Origin of the sequence: Lysinibacillus sp. NPDC058147, assembly GCF_042884205.1 — a bacterium.
Taxonomy (GTDB): Bacteria; Bacillota; Bacilli; order Bacillales_A; family Planococcaceae; genus Lysinibacillus.
This window is the reverse complement of sequence record NZ_JBHVUJ010000003.1, coordinates 513,713-537,306: the sequence shown is the minus strand read 5'-3', so window position 1 is coordinate 537,306 and position 23,594 is coordinate 513,713. Positions and strand designations below refer to the sequence as shown.

The 23,594-nt window shown below is 37.3% G+C and carries 19 protein-coding genes; 18 read left to right on the top strand and 1 reads right to left on the bottom strand.

What is annotated here, in order from left to right; all coding sequences use genetic code 11:
- The first annotated feature begins 340 nt into the window (after nucleotides 1–340).
- The 4 genes from ACFVT8_RS12070 (at nucleotide 341) to ACFVT8_RS12055 (ending at nucleotide 7,261) form a co-directional block, all read left to right on the top strand.
- Complete coding sequence (locus ACFVT8_RS12070; RefSeq protein WP_387079635.1) at nucleotides 341–1,243, top strand: chemotaxis protein; 903 nt, start codon at nucleotides 341–343, stop codon at nucleotides 1,241–1,243.
- A gap of 285 nt (nucleotides 1,244–1,528) precedes the next feature.
- Nucleotides 1,529–3,082, top strand: a complete 1,554-nt coding sequence (locus ACFVT8_RS12065; protein WP_387079637.1) for a Ppx/GppA phosphatase family protein — start codon at nucleotides 1,529–1,531, stop codon at nucleotides 3,080–3,082.
- Nucleotides 3,072–5,228 (top strand): RNA degradosome polyphosphate kinase, encoded by a 2,157-nt coding sequence (locus ACFVT8_RS12060; protein ID WP_387079638.1) that lies wholly within the window; start codon nucleotides 3,072–3,074, stop codon nucleotides 5,226–5,228. The genes ACFVT8_RS12065 and ACFVT8_RS12060 overlap by 11 nt, the downstream gene beginning before the upstream one ends.
- Nucleotides 5,229–5,257: 29 nt before the next feature.
- On the top strand, nucleotides 5,258–7,261 hold the full coding sequence (locus ACFVT8_RS12055; RefSeq protein WP_387079641.1) for an EAL domain-containing protein: 2,004 nt from the start codon (nucleotides 5,258–5,260) through the stop codon (nucleotides 7,259–7,261).
- A 245-nt stretch (nucleotides 7,262–7,506) separates the two neighbouring features.
- Here the strand turns inward: ACFVT8_RS12055 and ACFVT8_RS12050 are convergent, their stop codons facing one another.
- A complete protein-coding gene (locus ACFVT8_RS12050) occupies nucleotides 7,507–8,121 on the bottom strand; it encodes a TetR/AcrR family transcriptional regulator (RefSeq protein WP_387079643.1) in 615 nt (204 codons plus the stop codon).
- A gap of 219 nt (nucleotides 8,122–8,340) precedes the next feature.
- On the opposite strand from ACFVT8_RS12050, the gene ACFVT8_RS12045 reads away from it, so the two are divergent.
- The 14 genes from ACFVT8_RS12045 (at nucleotide 8,341) to ACFVT8_RS11980 (ending at nucleotide 23,583) form a co-directional block, all read left to right on the top strand.
- Complete coding sequence (locus ACFVT8_RS12045) at nucleotides 8,341–9,237, top strand: NAD(P)-dependent oxidoreductase (RefSeq protein ID WP_387079644.1); 897 nt, start codon at nucleotides 8,341–8,343, stop codon at nucleotides 9,235–9,237.
- A 203-nt stretch (nucleotides 9,238–9,440) separates the two neighbouring features.
- The gene (locus ACFVT8_RS12040; RefSeq protein ID WP_387079645.1) at nucleotides 9,441–10,961 is read left to right on the top strand and encodes a CoA-acylating methylmalonate-semialdehyde dehydrogenase; all 1,521 of its coding nucleotides are present in this window, start codon (nucleotides 9,441–9,443) and stop codon (nucleotides 10,959–10,961) included.
- An 87-nt stretch (nucleotides 10,962–11,048) separates the two neighbouring features.
- Complete coding sequence (locus ACFVT8_RS12035) at nucleotides 11,049–11,810, top strand: 3-hydroxybutyrate dehydrogenase (protein ID WP_387079647.1); 762 nt, start codon at nucleotides 11,049–11,051, stop codon at nucleotides 11,808–11,810.
- A gap of 16 nt (nucleotides 11,811–11,826) precedes the next feature.
- Nucleotides 11,827–13,011, top strand: a complete 1,185-nt coding sequence (locus tag ACFVT8_RS12030) for an iron-containing alcohol dehydrogenase (RefSeq protein ID WP_387079649.1) — start codon at nucleotides 11,827–11,829, stop codon at nucleotides 13,009–13,011.
- A 146-nt stretch (nucleotides 13,012–13,157) separates the two neighbouring features.
- Nucleotides 13,158–13,610 (top strand): HIT family protein, encoded by a 453-nt coding sequence (locus ACFVT8_RS12025; protein WP_387079651.1) that lies wholly within the window; start codon nucleotides 13,158–13,160, stop codon nucleotides 13,608–13,610.
- Nucleotides 13,603–14,427, top strand: coding sequence for a PP2C family serine/threonine-protein phosphatase (locus ACFVT8_RS12020; RefSeq protein ID WP_387079653.1), 825 nt, complete (start codon nucleotides 13,603–13,605; stop codon nucleotides 14,425–14,427). The genes ACFVT8_RS12025 and ACFVT8_RS12020 overlap by 8 nt, the downstream gene beginning before the upstream one ends.
- A gap of 195 nt (nucleotides 14,428–14,622) precedes the next feature.
- A complete protein-coding gene (fadH, locus tag ACFVT8_RS12015; RefSeq protein WP_387079654.1) occupies nucleotides 14,623–15,390 on the top strand; it encodes a 2,4-dienoyl-CoA reductase in 768 nt (255 codons plus the stop codon).
- 320 nt (nucleotides 15,391–15,710) lie between these two features.
- The gene (locus tag ACFVT8_RS12010; protein ID WP_387079656.1) at nucleotides 15,711–15,950 is read left to right on the top strand and encodes a short-chain dehydrogenase; all 240 of its coding nucleotides are present in this window, start codon (nucleotides 15,711–15,713) and stop codon (nucleotides 15,948–15,950) included.
- 248 nt (nucleotides 15,951–16,198) lie between these two features.
- A complete protein-coding gene (cbpB, locus tag ACFVT8_RS12005; protein ID WP_387079657.1) occupies nucleotides 16,199–16,639 on the top strand; it encodes a cyclic-di-AMP-binding protein CbpB in 441 nt (146 codons plus the stop codon).
- Between the two features lie 68 nt (nucleotides 16,640–16,707).
- Entirely contained in the window at nucleotides 16,708–17,595 is an 888-nt protein-coding gene (locus ACFVT8_RS12000; RefSeq protein ID WP_387081471.1) for a transcriptional regulator CcpC, read from the top strand.
- 419 nt (nucleotides 17,596–18,014) lie between these two features.
- Entirely contained in the window at nucleotides 18,015–20,399 is a 2,385-nt protein-coding gene (locus tag ACFVT8_RS11995; protein WP_387079659.1) for a DUF7408 domain-containing protein, read from the top strand.
- Complete coding sequence (locus tag ACFVT8_RS11990; RefSeq protein ID WP_387079661.1) at nucleotides 20,399–21,334, top strand: ABC transporter ATP-binding protein; 936 nt, start codon at nucleotides 20,399–20,401, stop codon at nucleotides 21,332–21,334. Before ACFVT8_RS11995 ends, ACFVT8_RS11990 begins: the two co-directional genes overlap by 1 nt.
- On the top strand, nucleotides 21,331–22,176 hold the full coding sequence (locus ACFVT8_RS11985; protein WP_387079663.1) for an ABC transporter permease: 846 nt from the start codon (nucleotides 21,331–21,333) through the stop codon (nucleotides 22,174–22,176). Before ACFVT8_RS11990 ends, ACFVT8_RS11985 begins: the two co-directional genes overlap by 4 nt.
- Nucleotides 22,177–22,188: 12 nt before the next feature.
- Entirely contained in the window at nucleotides 22,189–23,583 is a 1,395-nt protein-coding gene (locus tag ACFVT8_RS11980; protein WP_387079665.1) for a hypothetical protein, read from the top strand.
- Nucleotides 23,584–23,594: the final 11 nt, after the last annotated feature.

Genomic DNA, 23,594 nt, shown 5'->3' with positions numbered 1-23,594 from the left:
CCAAGGCGAAATTGATAAGGGTTGATTGGAGTGGAGACTGGGCGACTCTTTGGGGATTAGCGATAGAGGAACGAAGGCTAAAAACATCACGTCCTGTGATAACGCCTTTGTGACCAACATCGTGTTGGCCCAAGCGGCTCATCGGACGCCCCCAGGAAGCTCTGCTCTGCGCGAAAGCGAAGCGTCAGCGATAAAAGCGCCCAGTCGTAATGGAAATCAACAACACGTTATGGTAGAGCTAAGTTCATGATAAATTTGGAAAAAGCAAGTAGGAGAAATGTATTGCCTATGATACAATTGAATTATTAATAGAAGTTGAATAGAAAGGAGCGGGGTTGCTTTGGAACATAAAGGTATATTATTAGAAAGTGGCACAAATGAGCTAGAAATTGTTGAATTTGAAGTAGCTAACAATAAATTTGGTATTAATGTTATTAAAGTAAAGGAAATTATTCAACCGTTTCCAGTAACATTTATTCCACACGCGCACCCGCATGTAGAAGGGATTATTCAATTACGAGGTGAGGTTTTACCTGTAGTTGATATGCTCCGAGTATTAGGTATTCAAAATGCTGAGCGTAGTCCTCAGCAAAAATATATTGTAGCTGAGTTTAATAAACAGCGCGTAGTATTCCATGTGGATAATGTAACACAGATTCACCGTATTTCATGGAATCAAATCGAGAAACCTTCTGATATGTATCAGGGAGGAACATCGCAAGTAATTGGTGTTATTAAGCAAAATGAGCAAATGATTTTATTGCTTGATTTCGAAAGAATTATGGTAGATATCAATCCAGATTCTGGTATCAGTGTAGAGTCCGTTAAAAAGCTTGGTAAACGTGAGCGCTCTGAAAAACGTATTTTAATTGCTGAAGATTCACCATTACTACGTAAGCTCTTATTCGATACTATGAATGAAGCAGGTTATGAGAATGTAGAATTCTTTGAAAATGGCCGTGATGCATATGAATATCTCGAATCCGTCGTCAAAGGTGGTAGCGATGTATCTGAGCATATCCAATTAATTGTGACGGACATTGAGATGCCTCAAATGGACGGGCATCATTTAACGCGTAAAATAAAGGAGCATCCAGACCTCCAAAAGCTTCCTGTCATCATTTTCTCAAGCTTAATTACAGATGATCTTCGTCATAAAGGTGACCAAGTAGGTGCAGAAGATCAAATTAGTAAGCCAGAAATTGCGGAGCTTATTTTACGTATAGATCAACTTATCTTATAAAATAAAGTTTTGAATAATAGAGATAACGTTGAAAAAGGTACTTCACAATATTAATAATGGGTATCCTGAAGTATATTAATAATTTAAAGTAAGTCGGATGCCTCTTTTAGGCTCCGGCTTTTTTTGTATAGATAAATGTTGCTAGGAACAAAATAATAAGGCAATTCTGACATGAAGGTGAGCATCCTTTACACCGCTACTTGAAAACCTGGCAAGCTTGAGTTCACCTCACATTTAATGTAGAACCAAAAATAATATGCATGTACGCGCTAAGGAAGTGATTATTTGAATGAATTAAAAACCGCTATCATCGATATTGGCTCAAATACCATTCGATTAGTATTGTATCAATATGATAAAGAAGAGGGACTTCGTGAGATTGGAAATATTAAAACGGTTGCACGTTTACGTACATATATACAGCCCTCTGGTGAAATGTCTGAAGAAGGTATAAAAGTATTAACAGAAACATTATTGACTTTTAAAGCAATGCTCGATGATTTTGAAGTGACTGATGTTAAAGCTGCCGCAACAGCTGCAATTCGTCAGGCAACAAATAGAGCAAAAATTATTACCTTAATGAAAGAACAGATAGGTATTCATATAGAGCTTTTATCTGAAGAAGAAGAGGCATATTATGGCTTTGTTGCTGTAGCACATTCAATAGGCACGAAGTCCGCTGTAACTATCGATATTGGTGGTGGTAGTACAGAAATAACGCTTTTTGAAAATAAAGAACTACAGAAATCTTATAGTTTTCCTTTTGGTACAGTTTCTTTAAAGCAACGTTTTGTAAAAGGCGAGATTATGAACAGTAGTGAAAAAAAGGAACTCATTGCATTTGTTAAAGAACAGTTCAAATCACTTCCTTGGATACAGGATATCGGTTTACCGATTATCGCCATTGGTGGTAGTGCTCGAAATATTGCCCAAATTCATCAACAAAAACATGCATATCCAATAGCAAGTGTACATGGTTACGAAATGACTAAGGAAAATTTAGATGAGCTCAGTATGTTTTTAGGTAATTTAAGTTTTAGTGAATTGAAACAGTTAGATGGGCTTTCGGCAGATCGTGCGGACATCATTGCTCCTGCATTAGAAGTTTTCAATGTGTTAATGGAGGTTGTCGGCAGTAAATTATTCCAAATAACAAAGAAGGGTTTGCGAGAAGGAATCATTATACAGCGTATTTTGCAAACAGATAAAAGTGCATTTGATAAGTACAATGTGTTTGAGGGAAACGTTAAAAGAATGGCTCGTCAGTATGGTCGAACTGAAAAAGAAGTGGACTATTTGACACAATTAATGGATCAATTGTACCGCGAATGCTGCCACCTCAATTATTTACAACATAATCCAAAAGATTTGCAATTATTGGAGAAGGCGGCGAAGGTTTTTAATATAGGGGAGTATATTGAGTTAAGTTCGGCGAGCCAGCATACCTTTTATTTAATTGCGAACCAATCTATCGATGGGCTAAATCATAAGGAGCGTGTGAAATTAGCACTCTTAGCTTCGTATAAAAATAAAGATTATTATCAGCGATTCGCAGCTCCTTTTACAGAATGGATGAGTCGTGAGGAGTATCGTAAAATACGAGATTTTGGCGCACTTTTAAAATTTGTCTATGCGTTAAATGTATCTAAAAGAAAGATTGTACGTACCATTAAGATGCAAACAAAAGAGGACCATGTTCAGCTTAACATCTATGTGAAACACAATGCGGCCGCTGAAAAATATCAAGCAAACCGACATAAAAAACATCTAGAACGCGCACTAAAAATACCTATAAAAATAAATTTTATTGAAGAAGGGTTGAACAATTATGACAACTGAAGTTACAAACAATCAGTTAGGTGAAGAGGATTTAACAGAAGTACAAGGCCGTTTACTAGAGGAAATCGCTAAACCGCAATACTATAACAATCGTGAATTAAGCTGGCTAGCCTTCAATGAACGAGTATTAGAGGAAGCAGAGGATGTCAATAATCCTCTGCTAGAACGATTGAAATTTTTAGCAATATTTAGTTCGAATTTAGATGAATTTTTTATGGTGCGTGTTGCGGGTCTACAGGATCAAGTGCGTGCAGGTTTCCATAAGCCTGAAAATAAGTCAGGCTTAACACCAAAAGAGCAATTAGCAAAAATTGCAGAGCGAACTCAAGCACTAGTGCGCCGTCAAACTGAAGTTTATAGACATTTAATATATGATTTATTACCACAACATAATGTACATATTGCAGACATGAAAGACTTAAATAGTACACAGAAAGCATTCGTCAATGAAATGTTTGCAGAAACTATCTTCCCTGTTTTAACACCTGTAGCTGTAGATGCGTATCGTCCTTTCCCAACATTGCTTGGTAAAACATTAAATTTACTTGTTTTATTAGAGCAAGATGAAGCAGACTTAGAGAATCGTGAAAAGGTAGCGATTGTACAAGTTCCATCTGTCTTAGATCGTTATATTAAAGTACCTTCAGCAGATGGAGAGACGGTTATTGTCTTATTAGAAGACGTAATTGTAGCACATATCGAAAAGCTCTTTTATGGTTACAGTGTCAAATCAGCACAGGCTTTCCGTTTGACACGTAATGCTGATTTAACGATTCATGAGGAAGGTGCACGGGATTTACTTGTAGAAATAGAAAAAGAGCTGAAAAAACGTAAATGGGGTGTAGGAAGTCGTCTAGAAGTTCGTGATGGCGAGATGAGCGAGGAAGTTCTTACATACTTACTAGATGAATTTGAAATTGAAGAAACAGATGTTTTTCATATAGATGGACCGCTAGATTTAACTTTTATGTTCTCGTTTGTAAAAGGTATATCTGTTGGTCGAGAACATTTAGAATATGAAAGCTTTATTCCTCAGCGGCCATTAGATTTGCAATCGGATGAAAATATTTTCGAAAAAGCTTTGCAACAAGATATATTTTTCCATCACCCATATGAGTCGTTTGCGCCAATCGTAGATTTTATCTCAGAAGCAGCGGTCAATCCGAATGTTTTAGCAATCAAACAAACGTTATATCGTGTAAGTGGTAATTCACCAATTATACAAGCATTAAAGCTTGCAGCCGAGAATGGTAAGCAGGTAACAGTTTTAGTTGAATTGAAAGCACGTTTCGATGAAGAGAATAATGTGCTTTGGGCAAAGCAACTTGAGCAAGCTGGCTGCCTGGTCATTTACGGTATGAATAACTTAAAAACACACTCGAAAATAACACTTGTAGTAAGTCGTCGAAATGGGAAAATTGAGCGTTTTGTACATCTTGGGACAGGAAATTATAATGATGCAACTGCAAAAATTTATACAGATATGGGTATAATAACGACAGATAAGGAATTTGGTATTGATGCCACTAATTTCTTTAATTATTTAAGCGGTTATACAGAAAAGCCAACTTTTAATCATTTGGTCGTGGCGCCATTTGATATTCGAGATGAATTTATTAGGTTAATGGATGAGGAAATCGCTTGTCATAAAAAGTATGGTAATGGTTTTATTCGAGCTAAAATGAATTCACTAACGGATAAAGACTTAATGATGAAGCTGTATGAGGCGTCTATTGCAGGTGTGAAAGTAGAGCTTATCATTCGTGGTATTTGTTGCATTAGACCAGGCATCCCTGGAATTAGTGAAAACATAACAGTAACGAGTATTGTTGGTCGATTCCTTGAGCATTCTCGTATTTATTGGTTCCATCATAATGGGGAAAATAAAGTCTATTTATCATCTGCAGATATGATGACTCGTAATATGATTAAACGTGTAGAAATTTTATTCCCTGTATATGCAAACGAAGCCAAAGCTCGTATTATTAACATCATGAACACACAACTTGAGGATACAGCTAAAGCTCGTATTCAAGACTCCAATGGAAAATATCATTATAAAGAGTTTGATCGTAGTGAAGATCCAATTAATAGCCAGGAAATTTTCCTGAAGGATGCACTAAAGCCTACGCTAGACGAAGAATAAAGCAAACACGCTACTTAGTGAGGGATATAATGAAAAAATATAATGAGAGTGTAGCGCAATTTGCAGACTATCATCAATTCATACAACTTAATCCATTTGATGCAATTGTATGTTTGAGAAAAGTTGATACAAAAGCGTTTGAGGTCGTTAATTTTAACGATAAACTACCGTCATTTATGAAGCTACAAGATGTGAAAGCTACCAACGCAGAACAATTTTTTACAGAGCAATGTTGGCTGCAATTATCGAATATATTACAACAAGAATTGAATATAGATCAAAGTCTAGAGGTACGTACGGGGCACAAAATAAATACATTTGCAGTACGTGTACAACCCTTAGAAAAATCAGTTGTAGCAGTTATTATACGTGAGAAACAGCATGAAGTAGAACCGTATTTGCAATTTGTAGAACAGCACGTAAATCCGGTATTAACAACTGATTTACAAGGTCGTATTATTCATCAAAACGTTGTTGCCACTTCTCTATTGTCAAAAGAACATCAAAGCTTGATAGGACAAAATATTTTTTCATTATTAGAGAGTAAGTATATCAACGAATTTAAATTACTATTTGCTAAAACTATTGACGGCTCAGCATTTGGAATGCCCAAATGCTTGTTTAAACGCCAATTACTAAGTAAAGAACCATTTTATTTAAGAACGCATCCAACATACTTTAATGGTGAAATTGTAGGTGTCCATTTATTTGTGAAAGACGCCACTTCATTTATGAATGATCATGAGGCCTTTTATTACCTAGCATTAATGGATGAATTAACGGGTATTTGGAATCGCAAGGCTTTTAAGGAGCATTGGCTTCAGCATTTAAATGATAAAAAGCATAATAAGCAAGCAGCTATTATTTTAGTGGATATTGATCGCTTTAAAAAGTTCAATGAATCCCTTGGTGAAAGTAAGGGTGATGAACTGATGCGAATGTTTAGTCATAGACTTCGTGAGCTCTGTTACTCCAAATGCTCGCTTTATCGTTATAATAGCGATGAATTTATTTTTGTTCTAAAAGATGCAAACGTCAACAAAATTGAACTAACGGCTAACGCTATTTTAGACGCATTAAAACTGCCGTTTATGATTGATGAGCAGGAATATTTTATTAGCGTGTCGATTGGTATCTCACTCAGTCCAGCGGATGGCAAGGATTTAGAAACACTTGTCCGTAAAGCAGATAAAGCATTGTTTTCTGTAAAAGAGCATGGGCGTTCACACTACCGTTACTATCGTGAAGATATGACAACTATTTTTCCAAATGAAGCACTAATGGAGGCCCATTTACGTCGTGCTATCGAATTTAATGAGTTAAGTATTCATTTACAGCCCCAAATGGATTTAACGAATAATAGCATCAATAGCTTTGAGGCATTATTACGATGGAATAACCGGAAATTTGGCTTTGTGTCACCTGCACAGTTTATACCTATTGCAGAGGCATCAGGCTTAATAATTGAAATCGGTGATTGGATTATTGACGAGGTGTGTCGCTATCAAAAAGAGTGGCAGATGAAGGGCTATCGACCAGTACGTATTGCCATCAATATTTCACCAAAACAATTTAGAAAAGAAAACTTTGCTCGGAAAATTAAAACTGCTTTGAAAAAGTATAACGTGCCTCCAGAATTATTAGAGGTGGAAATTACCGAAAGCTCTATGACTAATGTCCATGAAACATTTTCAATTTTAACTGAATTGAAGCAACTAGGTGTTTATGTTTCAGTTGATGATTTTGGAACAGGTTATTCATCTTTAAGCTATTTAAAGCGCTATCCAATAGATATCATAAAAATTGATCAATCATTTATAGCTGATATTGCAAAAGACGATAAAAATGAGGCAATTATTAAAGCCATTATTTCAATGTCTCACAATTTAGGGTTAGAGGTCATTGCTGAAGGGATCGAGGAACCATCACAGGTTGATTTCCTAAAACGTCATTGTTGCCAAAAAGGCCAAGGCTATTTATATAACAAGCCATTACCTGTAGAAACCATTGTTAATAAATATTTTGTTAGCTAATGAAAACAAAAAAAGTAGCACTTCATCTGAAATGAATGAAGTGCTACTTTTTTAGTGCTCGGGAAAGGGGGGATCTAAGCAATATGAAGGTACAATCCGACCGAAAAAGGGTATAACCGGATCACATCTCGTTGCAACCTGATCAAAAAAGGGTATAACCGGATCACATCTCCGTGCAACCTGATCAAACAATGGCTTTACCCGAACGCATACAGTATCTACCTATATAAACCCTTTTCAATGAGCTATTTATTTTTTGTTTTCAACCCATCTAACACAATAGCTGTAAATTGTGCCATTTCCGCGGATAAATTAAAGTCTTCATTATGAATTAACCAGTCATAGACATTTGCACGCATACAACGTCGAATAATTGCTTGAATTTGATTAACCTCAATATCGTGACGAAACTCCCCAAGTTGAATACCTTCTTCGATATAACTGTTCATAATTTGGAAAATCATTCTTTGTGGATTTATTAAATAATGATCTTGTTCCACTTGATTTGTCATCGCAGCAGTATACACGGTTCGTAACAAATCTTTTCCAACAACATTTGTTAAATACTTCATTTGTTCTTGATACAGCAATAAAATTTTTTCACTTGCCGGCAAAGTACGATCAATATTTTTTTCCACAGAGCCATAAAAACTATCTAGCTCTTTAAATTTTTCTAAAATAACATCATACTTGGATGGGAAATGTGTGTAAAATGTTCCCTTCGATACATTACAGGCTTTAGTAATTTGCTCAACAGATACATGCTCGAATCCATATTTATTAAATAAATCTAATGATACTTTGAGTAGTTTTTCACGTGTTTCTAATGCCTTTTTTTGACGGCTAGTCAATGAATTCATTTTGGACAATCCCTTCGGGTTAAAGTATTTTAACATATTTTCTGTAGAAACTATTCTGAAAATATGAAATATTTTGATTGACGCAATGGATTTGATTATCATTTAATTGACCGTAGTCAATGACTTCGGTCAATTAATAAATACGTTATTAATGTTACGATAAAAGAGTATAGTTTGGCTAGTGTTCATTGGATTTTCAAGGAACGGGGGAGGTCAATATTGACGGAGAATTTAGGTTTTATCGGCTTAGGCAATATGGGGTTGCCAATGTCAGTAAATTTATTAAAGGCTGGCTATACGGTATATGGCTTTGATACCAATTCACAAGCAGTGGAGCAATTTGAAAAAGAAGGTGGAGTTGGGCTTACAACAACAAAGGAAGTTGCTGGGCAAAGCAATATTATTTTGACGAGCTTGCCGACACCACGAATAGTGGAACAAGTATATAGATCTGAACAGGGTATAATGCACCATGCTAAGAAAGGAAGTTTATTAATAGACTTTAGTACGGTAAATCCCGAATTGAATGATTCCTTACATAAGGAAGCACAATCATTGGGGTTACGATATCTTGGGGCACCTGTTAGTGGAGGTGTTGTAGGTGCTATTCATGCAACACTTACGATAATGGTTGGTGGTGAAGAGGAGGATTATCAAAGTGGCTCTGAAATATTCCGAATAGTAGGTAAAAACATTTATCATCTTGGTACGTCTTCAAGTGTAGGTACACGTATAAAATTACTCAATAATTTAATGATTGGATTTTATACAGAGACAGTCGCTGAAACAATCGTGCTTGGTGAAAAGATGGGTATCCGTGCAGATACATTGTATGAAGTGTTAAGTAATAGTTACGGTCAAAGCCGTATTTATGAGCGTAATTTTTTAGAATACATGAAAAACGACAACTATCAGCCAGGTTTTTCTACAAATCTATTATCAAAAGATTTGAAGCTAGCGAAAAATATGGCAGAAAAAGTAGGGGTACCACTTCGAATCGGGAATAAATTAGTGGATCTTTATAGTGATATTTCTCAGCAAGGCTATGGAGAAAATGATATGTCTGCTGCTTATTTAAGTTTAACTTCTTCCAGCAGAAGTATCTCACCTCTATAGGTAATAAGATGAATGAGGGTTTAAGTTATTTTTCAGTGGATGACCGAACATCTGCTGAAAAAAGTTAAAGCCTCCGGCGGATGTCACAGATTCGGAAAGGAGTGCTTTGTGCAAGCACAAAGCCGAATCCGGACGCAATTATGCCGAGGCATAATTGATAAGAAACATGTAAAATAGAACAACTTTAAAGGAGGACTAGAAATATGACAACAGCACAAGAGGTTAAAACTTTAACACACTTTATTGGTGGGGAACTAATAGAAGGGAAAAGCGGACGTTTCGGATCGGTATTTAACCCAACGACTGGTGAGGTGATTGCCAAGGTGCCACTTGCGACTGCAAAAGAAACTCAAGAGGCAATCGAAAAGGCACAGGCAGCTTTTCCACAATGGAGAGATACGTCAGTAGCTAAACGTGCTGAGATTGTATTAAAGTTCCGTAATCTTATTACTGAAAATATGGAGAAGCTTTTACAAATTATTTGTACTGAAAGCGGTAAAACAATTGAGGATGCGAAGGGTGAAATTACACGTGGTTTAGAGTCCGTTGACTTAGCTATCGGTGCACCTCATTTAATGAAGGGGGAGTATTCAGTCAATGTGGGCGGTCAAATTAATGCCTACTCTGCAAAATATCCATTAGGAGTTGTAGCGGCTATTTCACCATTTAACTTCCCAATCATGGTGCCTTTAGCGCAAACAAGCATGGCAGTTGCTGTCGGTAATGCCGTAATCTTAAAAGCTTCCGAACGTGTTCCTATGACGGCCTTATATGTTAGTGAGCTTTGGAAAAAGGCTGGGTTACCAGATGGCATTTGGACGGTTGTAAATGGGGATAAGGATGCAGTTAATGAACTATTAGAGAACCCGAGTGTGCAAGCCATTTCATTTGTAGGATCGACACCAGTTGCGAAATATATTTATGAAACGGGCGCGAAATACGGTAAACGTGTCACAGCGCTTGGTGGAGGAAAAAACAATATGGTTGTTATGCCTGATGCAGATCTTGATCAGGTAGCAAATGCATTTATCGGTGCAGCTTATGGAGCAGCATCACAACGTTGTATGGCCATTTCTACGATTATGCCTGTTGGAAAGGATACAGCAGATCGTCTTCTTGAAATCTTAAAGGAGAAAATCACTAATTTGAAGGTAGGTTCATATACAAATCCAGAGACAGATTTTGGCCCTGTCATTTCACAGCAATCGAAGGAAGCGATTATTGCAGCGATCAATCGAGGTGAGTCTGAAGGCGCAACAGTTGTTTGTGATGGCCGTGAACTTGATATTGTCAAAGAGTCAAAAGGATTCTTTGTAGGGCCGACATTGCTAGATAACGTAAAACCAGGCATGGAAATTTATGAACAAGAAATATTCGGTCCAGCACGAAATGTTGTACGTGTTGATTCATTGGATGAAGCAATCCAACTTATTAATAAGCATGAGCTTGGAAATGGGGTAACAATCTTTACGAATGACGGTTTAGCAGCTCGTAAATTTACTACAGAAATCGATGTTGGTATGGTTGGCGTAAATGTCCCAATTCCAATCCCAGTAGGCTACCATAACTTTGCTGGATTTAAAGGTTCTCGTTTTGGAGAAGGGCATATGTTTGGTCCTGATCAAGCACGTTTTTTCACAAAAACAAAAACAATTTCAGAGCGTTGGATGACAGGTCAAGCATCGACAGCATCTACGTTTGCATTCCCAAGTAATAATGACTAATACAAATGAAGAGCTGTATTCTTTTACAGCTCTTTTTAAATGTCTCAAATCATAGGTAGGATACTTTATTCTCAGGAGGGATTTGACGTGAAAGGAAAAACAGTTTTTATTACTGGAGCAGCCCGTGGTATCGGGTTATCCATGGCACTGGCGTTTGCTGAGCAGGGAGCGAATGTCGTTATAACAGATATGAATGAACAACTTTTAGCGGAGGCAATTCAACACAATCCGCAATTAACTGCTTACACATGTGATGTTTCGAATGAACAGGAAATATGTGATGCAATCGACTTTACTGTTAAAAAGTTTAAGACAATAGATATTTTAATTAACAACGCAGGGTTTCAACATGTTTCTCATATAGAGGATTTCGCGACAGAAATCTTCGAATCTATGCAAAAAGTGATGCTTGTTGCACCTTTTATAGCAATGAAATATGTCATACCACATATGAAGAAAAATAAATTTGGACGCATTATTAATATGGCATCTATTAATGGCGTTATTGGGTTTGCGGGTAAAGCTGGCTACAATGCTGCCAAACATGGGCTAGTCGGTTTAACGAAAGTGGCGGCACTAGAGGTTGCAACTGAGGGGATAACCGTGAATGCCATTTGCCCAGGGTATGTCGAAACAGAATTAGTGCGTAATCAGTTTACGGATTTGGCAAAGACAAGGGGAATTCAAGTAGAGGAAGTGCTTGAGCAGGTGCTTTATCCACTCGTTCCTCAAAAACGCTTACTAGATGTATCGGAAGTTACAGGACTTGCGCTTTATTTAGCTAGTGATATGGCAAAAGGTTTAACAGGTCAAGCAATACTTTTGGATGGCGGTTATACAGCACAATAGCTTAGGAGGGTGAAATATGATTCAAACAAAAACAGTCTATACGGTTCATTCGCCAGGAACGATCGTATATGGACAAGACTCTTTTCGAGAAGTAGGCGAATATGCAAAAAAATTGGGGACTAAGGCTCTTATCATTAGTGATCCGATAATGGATAGCTTAGGCTTTGTTAATCAATGTAACACTTTATTAAAAAACGACGGATTAGAAGCGGTTTCATATTTAGGCGTAACAACAGAACCTGTAGATACGTATGTAGCAGAAGGGCTTCATATTTTACAATCTGAGGGCTGCGATATTATTATTTCCGTCGGTGGCGGTAGCTGTATCGATACAGGAAAAGCAATTGCAGTAGTAGCAACGAATGGTGGCTACATTGGTGATTTTATGAAAATGGCAAAAATAGCTGAGCAAGCACCGATCCCACATATTGCGATACCGACAACAGCTGGGACTGGTTCAGAAGCAACGGATGTAACAGTCATTACGAATACGAAAAATGAAGTGAAAATGATGATTAAGCAGCCTGCATTTATGCCAAACATAGCAATCGTAGATCCGATTTTAACGGTTACATCTCCACCATCCATCACTGCGGCGACTGGTATCGATGCATTAAGTCATGCTATTGAAAGTTATTTATCTCGTCTAGCACATCCATATTCGAATGTACTTGCACTATCAGCCATGGAGTTAATCGTAAATAATATTTTAAAAGTTTATGAGCAAGGTAATGATATTGATGCTCGGGAAGCGATGTCGCTAGGTTCAATGCAAGCAGGGCTTTCATTCTCAAATGCTTCTGTCGCTTTAGTACATGGCATGTCTCGACCAATAGGAGCGCTATTCCACGTGCCCCATGGTATATCAAATGCCATGCTCCTGCCAGCAGTATTAGAATTTTCAAAGGATGCTTGTGTCGATCGGTTGGCGGATTTAGGTGAATTTTTCAATACAGATAATGAGCAATTATCACAAGAAGATCTTGCCGATTTAGCTATTGCTTCGATTAAAGAAATATGCAAGAAGATGGATATAGGGAATTTAAAACAGTGGGGGATTGATGAGCGAGCCTTTTACGCAGCTATTCCAAAAATGGCAGCTGATGCAATTGCCAGCGGTAGCCCTGGAAACAATCCTAAGGTTCCAACACAGGAAGAATTAATGGAGCTTTATAAAATTGCTTATCATTATGAGTTTTAGAAATTCGAAAAGAAACTGTCTAAAAATAGAGATACAGATCATATATGTGTGATTTGTATCTCTATTTTTATATGTCAGGAAAAATATTCTAATCCATTAATAGTTATGTTATAATTTTGAAAATTTAAATAAAGGAGTGGGGATTAATGGAGGAATGTTTTATTTGCAATAAACACAAGGGCAGTATTCAAACTTCAGGGGTAATGATTTATGAAGACGAATATGTCTATGTTGGGCATATAGACAGGAATGGAGCACCTAATTATTTAGGTCATATAATGATAGATTTAAAAAGGCATGTCCCTACTCTCGGAGATTTGACTTTAGAAGAGGCAAAAGCATTTGGTGTGATTATGGCTAGAGTCAGTAAGGCAATAATGGAGTGTGAAAAGGCAGAGCATATCTACTCGTTGGTTTCTGGAAATTCAGTGCCACATTTGCATATGCATTTAGTTCCTCGATATCCTAATACCCCTAAACAGTATTGGGGACCGAATGATGTGTATGATTGGGAAGATGCTCCGATGGGTGACAATAGCGAAGTTGTTAAACTTTGTACTCGAATAAAAACATATCTGGAGAATAATGCATATGAGTGAATCTATAGAAGATTTTAGTTGGATAGGTAGCCAAGACAACTTCATAGATCACCCAAATCTTTATCAAATTAAACATGTGATTGTTGGACGATATGGTGGTAACTCCGATGCAGGACAATATAAAAACGAAGATGGCTGTTTAATATGGCTAGATGAAAAGCAAGATTGGGAATTTTCCATTTTACTAGATGCTCATAATACATCTGAGAGTGCTCAAATCATTATCGAGCAATTTTTTTATTATAAAGATGAAATTAAACATTTATTATCTTTACCAACAAATCATCAAACCTTTAAAAGGCTTGAAGAGAAGATTTTAACGATATTTCAATCTGAAGAGTTCTTATCTGTTTGCAGGAATATTACTGGAGAAACTGCGTGCTTAATTGTCGTAAGAAAAGATAAATATGCATGGTGGTTATCAGTTGGGGACTGTGTTCTTTTTTTATTTCATCAAGAATTGGCTGCATTAGGTCAGCTTCAATTAAATCAAAGGCAATTTTACGAATGGATAGGACAAGTCAATACTTTTGAACAGGACGTCCCTTGCTACAGTGTTGGAATTAAAGAATTAAGAAAAGGAGAAAATCGCCTTTTTCTTACCACAGATGGCTTACTTGAATGTCCACATGAACCATACTCTAACCCTATTAACATTTATAATTCCTTTTTCAATTCTGAGGATCAAGAGAGCATTTGGTCAATGTTAAAGAATATCCAAAAAAATGGTGTTAGAGATAGCACCACTATAATTTTTTGGAAAGTTAATATTGCAAAGGAAGCCACTAGAGCAAGTAATCAAGAGGCAGGTCCATAATGGATTTTCTTGTGCGCGACAGGAAAATACTTGCGAAAGAAGAGAGAATACCCGCGCTACTTAAGAATCTCTGTTAGTAGCATCCTGCATTCTAGCACACTTCCTATTGTTTTGTAGAATTAATATGACATATACGAGAAAATATAGTAATATTCTATATGAATCATCATTCATTTTTGCGGAGGGGGAAATCGTATGTTGCAGGGGAAAACAATTATTATTACTGGTGGATCAAGTGGAATGGGGCTTTATATGGCAAAGCAATTTGTTGCTGAAGGGGCAAATGTTGTCATTACAGGCCGTAACGAGGAGCGATTAGCAGAGGCCAAAACCTTTATTTTAGAGGCTGGAAAAAAGATTGAAACGTTCCAAATGGATGTTCGTGTGCCTGAGCATGCTGAGGCCATGCTAGCATTTGCTGTTGAAAAGTTTGGACAGGTTGATGGGCTTGTGAATAATGCAGCTGGCAATTTTATAGTGCATGCAGAGGATTTATCGCCAAATGGTTGGAAGGCTGTTGTTGATATTGTTCTAAATGGAACATTCTTTTGTTCTTCTGCAGTCGGTAAGTACTGGATTCAAAATAATATTAAAGGATCTATTCTTAATATGGTTGCAACTTATGCATGGAATGCAGGTGCTGGTGTTATTCATTCTGCAGCGGCTAAAGCAGGTGTATTGTCAATGACTCGAACGTTAGCTGTTGAATGGGGAAAACAATATGGAATTCGAGTAAATGCAATTGCTCCAGGTCCAATTGAGCGTACAGGTGGTGCAGAGAAGCTCTGGGAATCAGAGGCTGCAGCTGCTCGTACGCTAGACTCTGTTCCATTAGGCCGTACAGGTACTCCTGAAGAAATTGCTGATTTAGCTACATTTATTATGTCTAATAAAGCAAGTTATATGAACGGTGAATGTGTGACACTAGATGGTGGGCAATGGCTTAATCAGTATCCATTCTAACTTCTTTCAGCATTCATCTCCCACCCCTTTAGGTAGCGAGATGAATGCGAGTTAAAGTTACGTCTAAAATCATCGCAGCCATGCGATAACGGCTACTGACCTGCATCGTGTTGTTGCAGCTGTCGCTTCGCTTTCGCGCAGTCAAAACATTTTGCTACCGCTACGTTAGCACTTCGATTTCGCACAAAAAACATCTGCAGGCCAAAGTACAAAGCCGATTTCGGACGCAATTATAGCGAGGCATAATTGATAACCATAATCTTTGCATAATCAAGAGCCGGGTTGACGCATACTAAGGGTAAAGAAAGGAGTTTTGCCTTATGGGTATGTGGTTAATACCGGCTCTTATTGCCATTACGATTATTTCTGCCATTTCGCTTGTGTCAACGTTGAAAATTGCCAAAATGACGTCCCAACGGAAATCAGAAAATGATACGCCGATTTCAGAAACCGTTGAAGAGTATGCGACTATGCTCAACCCAGTTGTTTGGGTATATATCATTTTTTTACTTTTTTTAGGGATCATGATTTTTTATTATTGGAGTAAGACAGGTTATTAAGTGAAATTTTTCTTCATTCAGTTCATATTTTATAAATATGGCTGAATGAAGATATTTCTCCATTGCCCTCAGGTAAAAACCCCGTTATAACACTTTCGATATTTAGTTTTGTTCAAAATGCTAAAATAATTCGTTGCCTATAAAAAACTCTTCTCGGCCTTGTCGTGGTCATAAAAGGAATAGTTATGATATGATAAAAGGGAAGCATCCTGTTCTGCAAAACGAGGACAGAAAAGGAGAAGAAGTTCATGATTTCAACTAACAGCAAGGACTTTTTAGCAATGCCAATTAGTGATTTTATTATTTCATCTGAAAAAGTTGCGCATGTACAAAGTGGAAATAGTGCAGAACATGCACTCCTAGTACTTACACGTACAGGGTATTCATCGATACCTGTTTTAGATTTGAAATATCGACTTCAAGGTTTACTAAGTATGAAAATGATTACAGAATCCATTCTTGGACTAGAACATATTGAATATGAAAAGCTACCCGATATTAAGGTGGATACAATAATGGAAAAAGAAATCGCTGTATTAAAGTTAACAGATACTTTTCAGCGAGCTCTCGACTTAGTTATTAATCACGCCTTTTTATGTGTTGTGGACGAAGAAGGGACATTTGCGGGAATATTAACGAGACGTGTAATATTAAAGCAATTGAAAAAATATATTTATCAAAAAGAGTAGTAGTTTAAGAGGGGACTCAGATGAAAATCATGAGGCCCTCTTTGCTTGTATCGGAGGTTTACTGATTGATGGCAACGGAGGCTGAAATTTTAAAAGTACTAGCAGAGGAACGTAATATGCGTAAAGCAGCAGAACGTTTATTTTTATCTCAACCAGCTCTTTCTCAACGGTTGCAAACTATTGAAAAGGACTGGGGCGCGCAGTTATTTATTCGTTCGCAAAAAGGACTTACGGCGACACCTGCCGGAGAGCTTATTATTGCCTATGCAACTGAAATGCTCAGCAAAAAAGAAGAGATTTTTGAAACAATCCAATCATTAACGACGAAAGTAAACGGGACATTGAAAATCGCCTGTGCATCGATTGTCGGCCAAAACTGGCTTCCGATAATATTAAAGGATTTTGTAACGAAATATCCTGAGGCAAAAATTTCTCTTATGACTGGCTGGAGCTCTGAAATTGTAAAAGCGCTTTATGAGGGTGAGGCTCATGTGGGGATTGTGCGTGGGCAGGTTGATTGGAAAGGGGAAAAAATTCACCTTTTTCGTGACACCCTTTATTTAGTTGATAAAGAGCTAAAAACTATAGAAGATGTCCTGACGACAGACCGACCTTTTATACAATTTAAAAGTGATTCCAATTACTATCAGGAAATTCAACAATGGTGGCAGCAGCATTTCGCTTCAAACCCAAGAAAACAAATTTTAGTTGATCAGATTGAAATTTGTAAGCAAATGGCATTGAATGGCATTGGTTACGCTATTTTACCTTCAATTACTTTAAGCGACAATGATGGAATTAATAAGATAGCATTAACTAATAATGAAAAAGAATTTGGACTAACACGTGATACTTGGTTAATAGGCTATGAATCCTCATTTGAGTTACGACAAGTAGAGGCTTTTGTAGAGGTAGTGCAAGACCATGCACGATGTTTGTTTGATTATACGAAATGAAAATAATAACAAGGCAGTCCCAAGTAATTCACAGGGGGCTGCTTTTTTAATCCGTATTAACTGTCTATAAAAGACCTATTGGTGGGGACGATGAAGAAAGCTCCCTCTGATTAAAGCTTTACTCAATGAGCATTTCTTGAGCTTATCACCAAAATTTAGGATCCTATTTGTTAAAACATACACCATGGATATAAGTTGATTTCCGTTCCGACTGGGCGACTCTTTGGGGATCGGCAATAAATGAACGAAGGCTAAAACGGACGCCCCCAGTCGGAACGGAAATCAACACCCCGCTTTGTTAATTGGTAAATTCTTAAGAGTTTATGAATATTCATGAAGATGTCATAAGAAATGCAACAAAGTGCAATTTAAAACGTATAATTATGTAACCAACAATTTACATAAAAGGGGTTGAGTTTTTGGAGAAAAAGAATATAGCGGCACTCATACTTCTATTCATGCTTGTTATCAGCTTTATTCTACCTATGCAGCAGGCAAATGCGGCTGCTACATTAGATGTACAGGCTAAGGTAGGGATTACGGGTAAAGCTAAATATCAAACAGTTGTGCCACTACAAGTAACAGTAAAAAATAATGGTGCAGATTTTTCTGGGGATATGGTTATTAATGCATCTAGTTCCTATGAAGTTTCATCAGCACAAGTGCTTCCAATAGACATAGCCGCAGGAGAAGAAAAAACATTTGATATTTATCTAGAGGGTAATTATTCGAATGCCGATGCGTTTGCGTTTTTTGAAGGAAGCATAGAAAAAGGAAAAAAGGTTGCTTATGAAGGAACAAAACAGCTACAAGCTAACTTTTTAGATCCGTCATCAGTTTTTATCTACACATTAACGGATAAAAGTGATCGTTTATCAGCATTTTTACGTTTATCTCAATTAACGCCTCAAAATAATGTTGAAGTGTTCAATTTAAATCAGATCAAGGATTATACACTGCCAGAGGATCCACAAGGATTTGCAATGGCGAATGTTATCGTCATCGATGAAATTGCTATTGCTGATTTATCGCAAAAGCAACAAGAATCTTTACTAAAATGGGTACAGAATGGGGGAACATTATTAGTAGGAGCTGCTAATCAAGTAAATACAACAGCAGGTATTTTCAAGGATTATTTACCACTTACATTATCCGAGCAAATGACATCTGTTTCTGCAGATAGCCTATCAAAATTATCAGGTGGCAAAACTTTTACACAACCTATTTCTATTTATGAGGCAACTGAAAATACAGGAAGTATTCCTTTATTAACAGATAACAATAAGATTTTAGCTTCAAAGAAAAAAGTGGGCAGCGGGGAAGTTATTCAAACAGCCTTTTCTTTAGGGGATCAACCACTTGCGTCTATGGATGGTTATCCAGCATTAATGGCGAATTTGCTAAATATCCAAAAGATATCACAACAAGGGATGGTCATTCATGGACAGTCACCGGTGGAGCAAGTTTCAAATGAACTGCGTAATGTAAATGAATTATTCCCATCGTTTGAAGTATCTGTTAGCTATATGCTAATTGTTATTATTTTATATATTTTAATTATCGGACCTATTTTATATTTTATTTTAAAGAAAATAGACAAGCGTGAGCATGCATGGTGGATCATTCCTGCGATATCAATTGTGTTATCTATTGCTCTATTTATTTTTGGTGCAAAGGATCGAATTGGGCAACCGCAAATTCAACAATCTGCATTTTATAAAGTGAATGAAGATAGTAGTTTAAATGGTTATTATGTGGAGTCCATTTTAACAAATCGTAGCGGTGATTTTGTTGTTAATGCAGATAAGGATACAAGTGCATTAGCACTGCGAAATTCCAATAATTTCGCGGGGACAAGGGAGGATTTACATGAGATATCCTATGTTAGGGAAAATGCCAATGGTTCCACGTTAACACTACGTGATTTAAGTTATTGGTCTGTTCAGTCATTTGCAGGAAAGACGTCAGCGCAAAATATTGGCAAGATGGATATCGATATTACGTTAAAAAATGAAAAACTAACTGGGACAATTAAGAACAATTTCCCGTTTGCTCTAAAGGATGTTACTTTAATCTCGGGTATTAAAGAAGTTAAACTGGGCGACATTGAAGCGAACGGTACACTTAAAGTCGACAAGGAGCTAAAATCAACGGTTCTTCAAAAACCATCGGATTTAACTAGTTACAATTACAATAATTTTCCATCTAAGAAGGAGGAAGTGAATCCTTCGCGAATCGAGCGTATGAAAGATTTGGCAATACCACTTGTAGAAAATGATAAAAAACCTGTCATTACAGCGTGGGCAGATCAAGCAATTGCAGGGGTTGAGCTAGAAACAAGTGCTAGTATGTCACCGATTTCCTATTTTATTCAGCCATTTGAAGGCAAAGTAGAGTTATCAGGTCCATTTACGATGAAACGTAACAACTTTACGTATTCAGCAAACCAACTATCTCCTAATTCGTATGCTGAAAAAGTAGATGAACAGTTAAATAATTGGCGCTTGTCTGATGGTTTATATGAAGTATCTATTGCCATGCCAGATAATTTTATGAATTCAGTTCAAACATTAAACGAATTGACAGTTTCAAATAAGGATATTGATCGTATGCAGCTATCGATTTGGAATAACGAGACGAAAAATTATGAGCCATTGGTAGATACGAAACAGGTGTTTACAGATAACATAAAAAAATACTTCAATGATAATGATGAATTGCTGATTGAAGTTAAATACGGACCGGATCAAACAGGTGAGGAAACAAAATTACCAGATGTAGAGCTGAAAGGAGTGGCGAAATAATGATTGAAATTCGTGATTTAACGAAAAGATACGGCTCCTTTACAGCACTAGATCATTTGAATCTATCTTTGGAGGAAGGGGTTGTCTTTGGTTTTGTAGGTGCCAATGGGGCAGGTAAATCGACTACATTCTCGATTTTAGCAACCTTACTGTCTCCAACTTCTGGTGATGCTCTGATTAATGGGAAAAGTGTTATTAAGGAACCAAAGGAAGTTCGAAAACAAATTGGTTATATGCCAGATTTCTTTGGCGTCTATGATCAACTAAAAGTAGACGAATACTTAGACTTTTACGGTGCCAGCTACGGAATTGGGGCAGCTGAACGAAAAGTACTTATTCCACAGCTGTTGGAGCTCGTAAATTTAACGAATAAACGTTTTGAGTATGTTGATTTACTGTCACGTGGGATGAAGCAGCGTCTATGTTTAGCACGTGCTCTTATCCATGATCCGAAGGTACTAATTTTAGATGAACCTGCGTCAGGTTTGGATCCACGTGCACGAGTAGAAATGCGTGATATTTTACGGAATTTAAAATCTATGGGAAAAACGATTTTGATCTCCTCACATATTTTGCCTGAGCTTGCTGAAATGTGCGATGAAATCGGTGTGATTGATAATGGTAAGCTAATCGCTCATGGCAATGTGGCTTCCATTCAAGCGCAGCTACAGGGAGAGAAGCGTATCGTAGTAAAAGTGACGGATTGTTTAAACGAGGTACGTGCATTTTTGGAGGAGGATCCACTAATCTCTTCTATAGATGTAATGGATAATCGTTTAGAAATAGCCTTTAATTACCGTGGAACAGACGCTGATCAGGTAGCACTATTGAAAAAAGCAATACTTGCGAATTTACCTATCTATGCATTAAGCGAAGAGGAAAAAGATTTAGAGGATGTCTTTATGGCTATTACGAAGGGAGCGGATCATCAATGATGGAACGATTTTATAATCCGGTGTTCGTAAAAGAATTGAAGTTACGCTTCCGTTCTTTTAAAAGCTTTTCAGGTTTAATGTTTTACTTAGCGGTTATTTGTATTTTTATCGCAGGATTTTTGCTACTAACAACCGGATTCACAGGCAAGGGTTTCTTTAGACCAGACACAAGTTTAATGATGTTCGCAGTCTTAACAATATTACAAATGGCTCTTGTTCTTTTCATTACACCGAGCTTAACTGCCGGTGCAATTAGTAGCGAAAGGGAAAGGCAAACATTAAATATTTTACTAACAACGACACAAAGCTCTACTCAAATCATCATTGGGAAATTATTATCCTCGGTAGCATTTTTAGTATTAATGCTCATCGCAGGATTACCATTATATAGTTTAGTGTTTTTATTTGGAGGCGTATCACCGTCTCAATTAATCTCGATATTTTTATTTTATTTATTAACAGTTGTAGCCATTGGTAGTATAGGTGTTATGTTTTCAACCATTACAAAGCGAACAATTGTTGCGATGATTTCTACGTACGGTTCGATTATCTTTTTAGGTGGAATTACAGCGTTTTTCTTCTTTTTAACAATGTCCTTCCATCATATGGGTAATTCCGTTGGTGCTAGTACTTCCTACATGACTTACTTCTGGGCTTCTATTAACCCAGGTGCTTTAATGCTTACGCTTATTTCGCCATCTATGGGCGATGCTTTAGTGCAAGTTTCAGGAGTGAAATTACCTGTATGGATTAGTTATTTAATAGCCTATTCATTAATTATTGTTTTTTCTTTAACAATTGCGATCAAAAAATTACGTGCCAATATGAAAAGCAACCGATAAGGGGGACATCTTATGGAGCGTCGTAAGCAATTACGAAAATATATTCAACGTGCAAAGACGAGTTTAACAGTAGAAAGAAGCATTCCGATTGCACAGTACGGCTTGTTTTTGGCATTGCTTTCGAGTGCTTCCCTCTTCCTCGTCTCAAGGTTATTTGTTTGGCCGTATTATCGCCAAACGGCTTTTACTACCTTTATTGTTGTCATACTAGCAACAGTGCTGTTTATGTGGTGGAAGCGTGTACAAGAAAAGGAAGCATTGCATACACTGGATAATTATTTTTCTCACAATGAGCTTGTGACAGCCTTATCATTCGAGGACGATAAGGACCTGCTCGTTCAATCTCTTTTAACGAAAGCACTAGCAAATGTTGACAAGGCGTTTGCTGATTTTAAGGCTCGAAAGAAAAATTTATTCCGTCCAAAAGCATTGATTGGATTATTTGGAACAGCTGTCGTACTGGCCATTCTTTATATGTTCCCAGCAGCTACGCAAATGGAAGCAATTGAGGTGGAAAAAGAAAAAGCTGTCATTGAGGACGTAAAGAAGGAAGTTGCTAAATTAGAGAAAAAAGCAGAAACAAAAGAAGTGAAAGAGCAATTAAAAGAATTGCAAAATACGTTAAAAAAGACAGAAACAGCTGAAGAGGCATTACGGGAAGTCGTGAAAAAGCAAAAGGAGCTTGCTTTTAAGGAACAACAATTAAAAGATAAGCAAACGGCTAGTAAAGATGGCACTTCTGATGACAAAGGTTTATCAAAGGAAGAAGTGGAGCGATTAAAAGAGCTTGCCCAAATGCATCAGGAGCTAACGCAAAATGCAAATGCTACTCAGACAGCTATGAGCAAGCTTGGAAAACCCGCAAGCAGTACACTACAAAATGCTATTGCAAGTGCCAATAGTGCCAATAACAATCAGCAAGGTCAAACAGGACAACAAGGCCAACCTAATTCCCAAAACGGTTCTCAACAGGCTAGTGGTAAAGGTCAGGCACAAGGATCGAATCAGAGCAATCAACAAGGCAAAGGGCAAGGACAAGGGCAAGGACAAGGACAAGGACAGGGACAAGGACAGGGACAAGGACAAGGACAAGGACAAGGACAGGGAAATGGCAATGGATCAGGTCAAGGTGCAGGCAAAGGACAAGGTGGTCGTGATTTATTAACGACACCGAATAGAATTGGTGGCTCTAATCAGACTTCAGTTGACGGTGGAGCATTAGGAGATGGCTCACATGTGTCAGAGCAACAAGGAAATGGTCCGATTACTAAAGGTTCTATCCGTTCGTATGAGGAAGTTATAGGTTCCTATAAAGATAGTTATTTAGAAAGCTCAGAGCGTTTACAATTACCGAAGGATTTACAAAACGTCGTGCAATCTTATTTCACGTCAATTGAGTCTCAGTAGGAGGAAAAGGA

Excerpts from the sequence above, each read along its gene's own strand:
- ACFVT8_RS12010 (WP_387079656.1), top strand. The coding sequence starts at position 15,711 with ATGGGTATGTGGTTAATACCGGCTCTTATTGCCATTACGATTATTTCT.
- ACFVT8_RS11985 (WP_387079663.1), top strand. The coding sequence starts at position 21,331 with ATGATGGAACGATTTTATAATCCGGTGTTCGTAAAAGAATTGAAGTTA.
- ACFVT8_RS11980 (WP_387079665.1), top strand. The coding sequence starts at position 22,189 with ATGGAGCGTCGTAAGCAATTACGAAAATATATTCAACGTGCAAAGACG.
- ACFVT8_RS12020 (WP_387079653.1), top strand. The coding sequence starts at position 13,603 with ATGAGTGAATCTATAGAAGATTTTAGTTGGATAGGTAGCCAAGACAAC.
- ACFVT8_RS12040 (WP_387079645.1), top strand. The coding sequence starts at position 9,441 with ATGACAACAGCACAAGAGGTTAAAACTTTAACACACTTTATTGGTGGG.
- cbpB (WP_387079657.1), top strand. The coding sequence starts at position 16,199 with ATGATTTCAACTAACAGCAAGGACTTTTTAGCAATGCCAATTAGTGAT.
- ACFVT8_RS12000 (WP_387081471.1), top strand. The coding sequence starts at position 16,708 with ATGGCAACGGAGGCTGAAATTTTAAAAGTACTAGCAGAGGAACGTAAT.
- fadH (WP_387079654.1), top strand. The coding sequence starts at position 14,623 with ATGTTGCAGGGGAAAACAATTATTATTACTGGTGGATCAAGTGGAATG.
- ACFVT8_RS12030 (WP_387079649.1), top strand. The coding sequence starts at position 11,827 with ATGATTCAAACAAAAACAGTCTATACGGTTCATTCGCCAGGAACGATC.
- ACFVT8_RS12050 (WP_387079643.1), bottom strand. The coding sequence starts at position 8,121 with ATGAATTCATTGACTAGCCGTCAAAAAAAGGCATTAGAAACACGTGAA.
- ACFVT8_RS12060 (WP_387079638.1), top strand. The coding sequence starts at position 3,072 with ATGACAACTGAAGTTACAAACAATCAGTTAGGTGAAGAGGATTTAACA.
- ACFVT8_RS12025 (WP_387079651.1), top strand. The coding sequence starts at position 13,158 with ATGGAGGAATGTTTTATTTGCAATAAACACAAGGGCAGTATTCAAACT.
- ACFVT8_RS11990 (WP_387079661.1), top strand. The coding sequence starts at position 20,399 with ATGATTGAAATTCGTGATTTAACGAAAAGATACGGCTCCTTTACAGCA.
- ACFVT8_RS12055 (WP_387079641.1), top strand. The coding sequence starts at position 5,258 with ATGAAAAAATATAATGAGAGTGTAGCGCAATTTGCAGACTATCATCAA.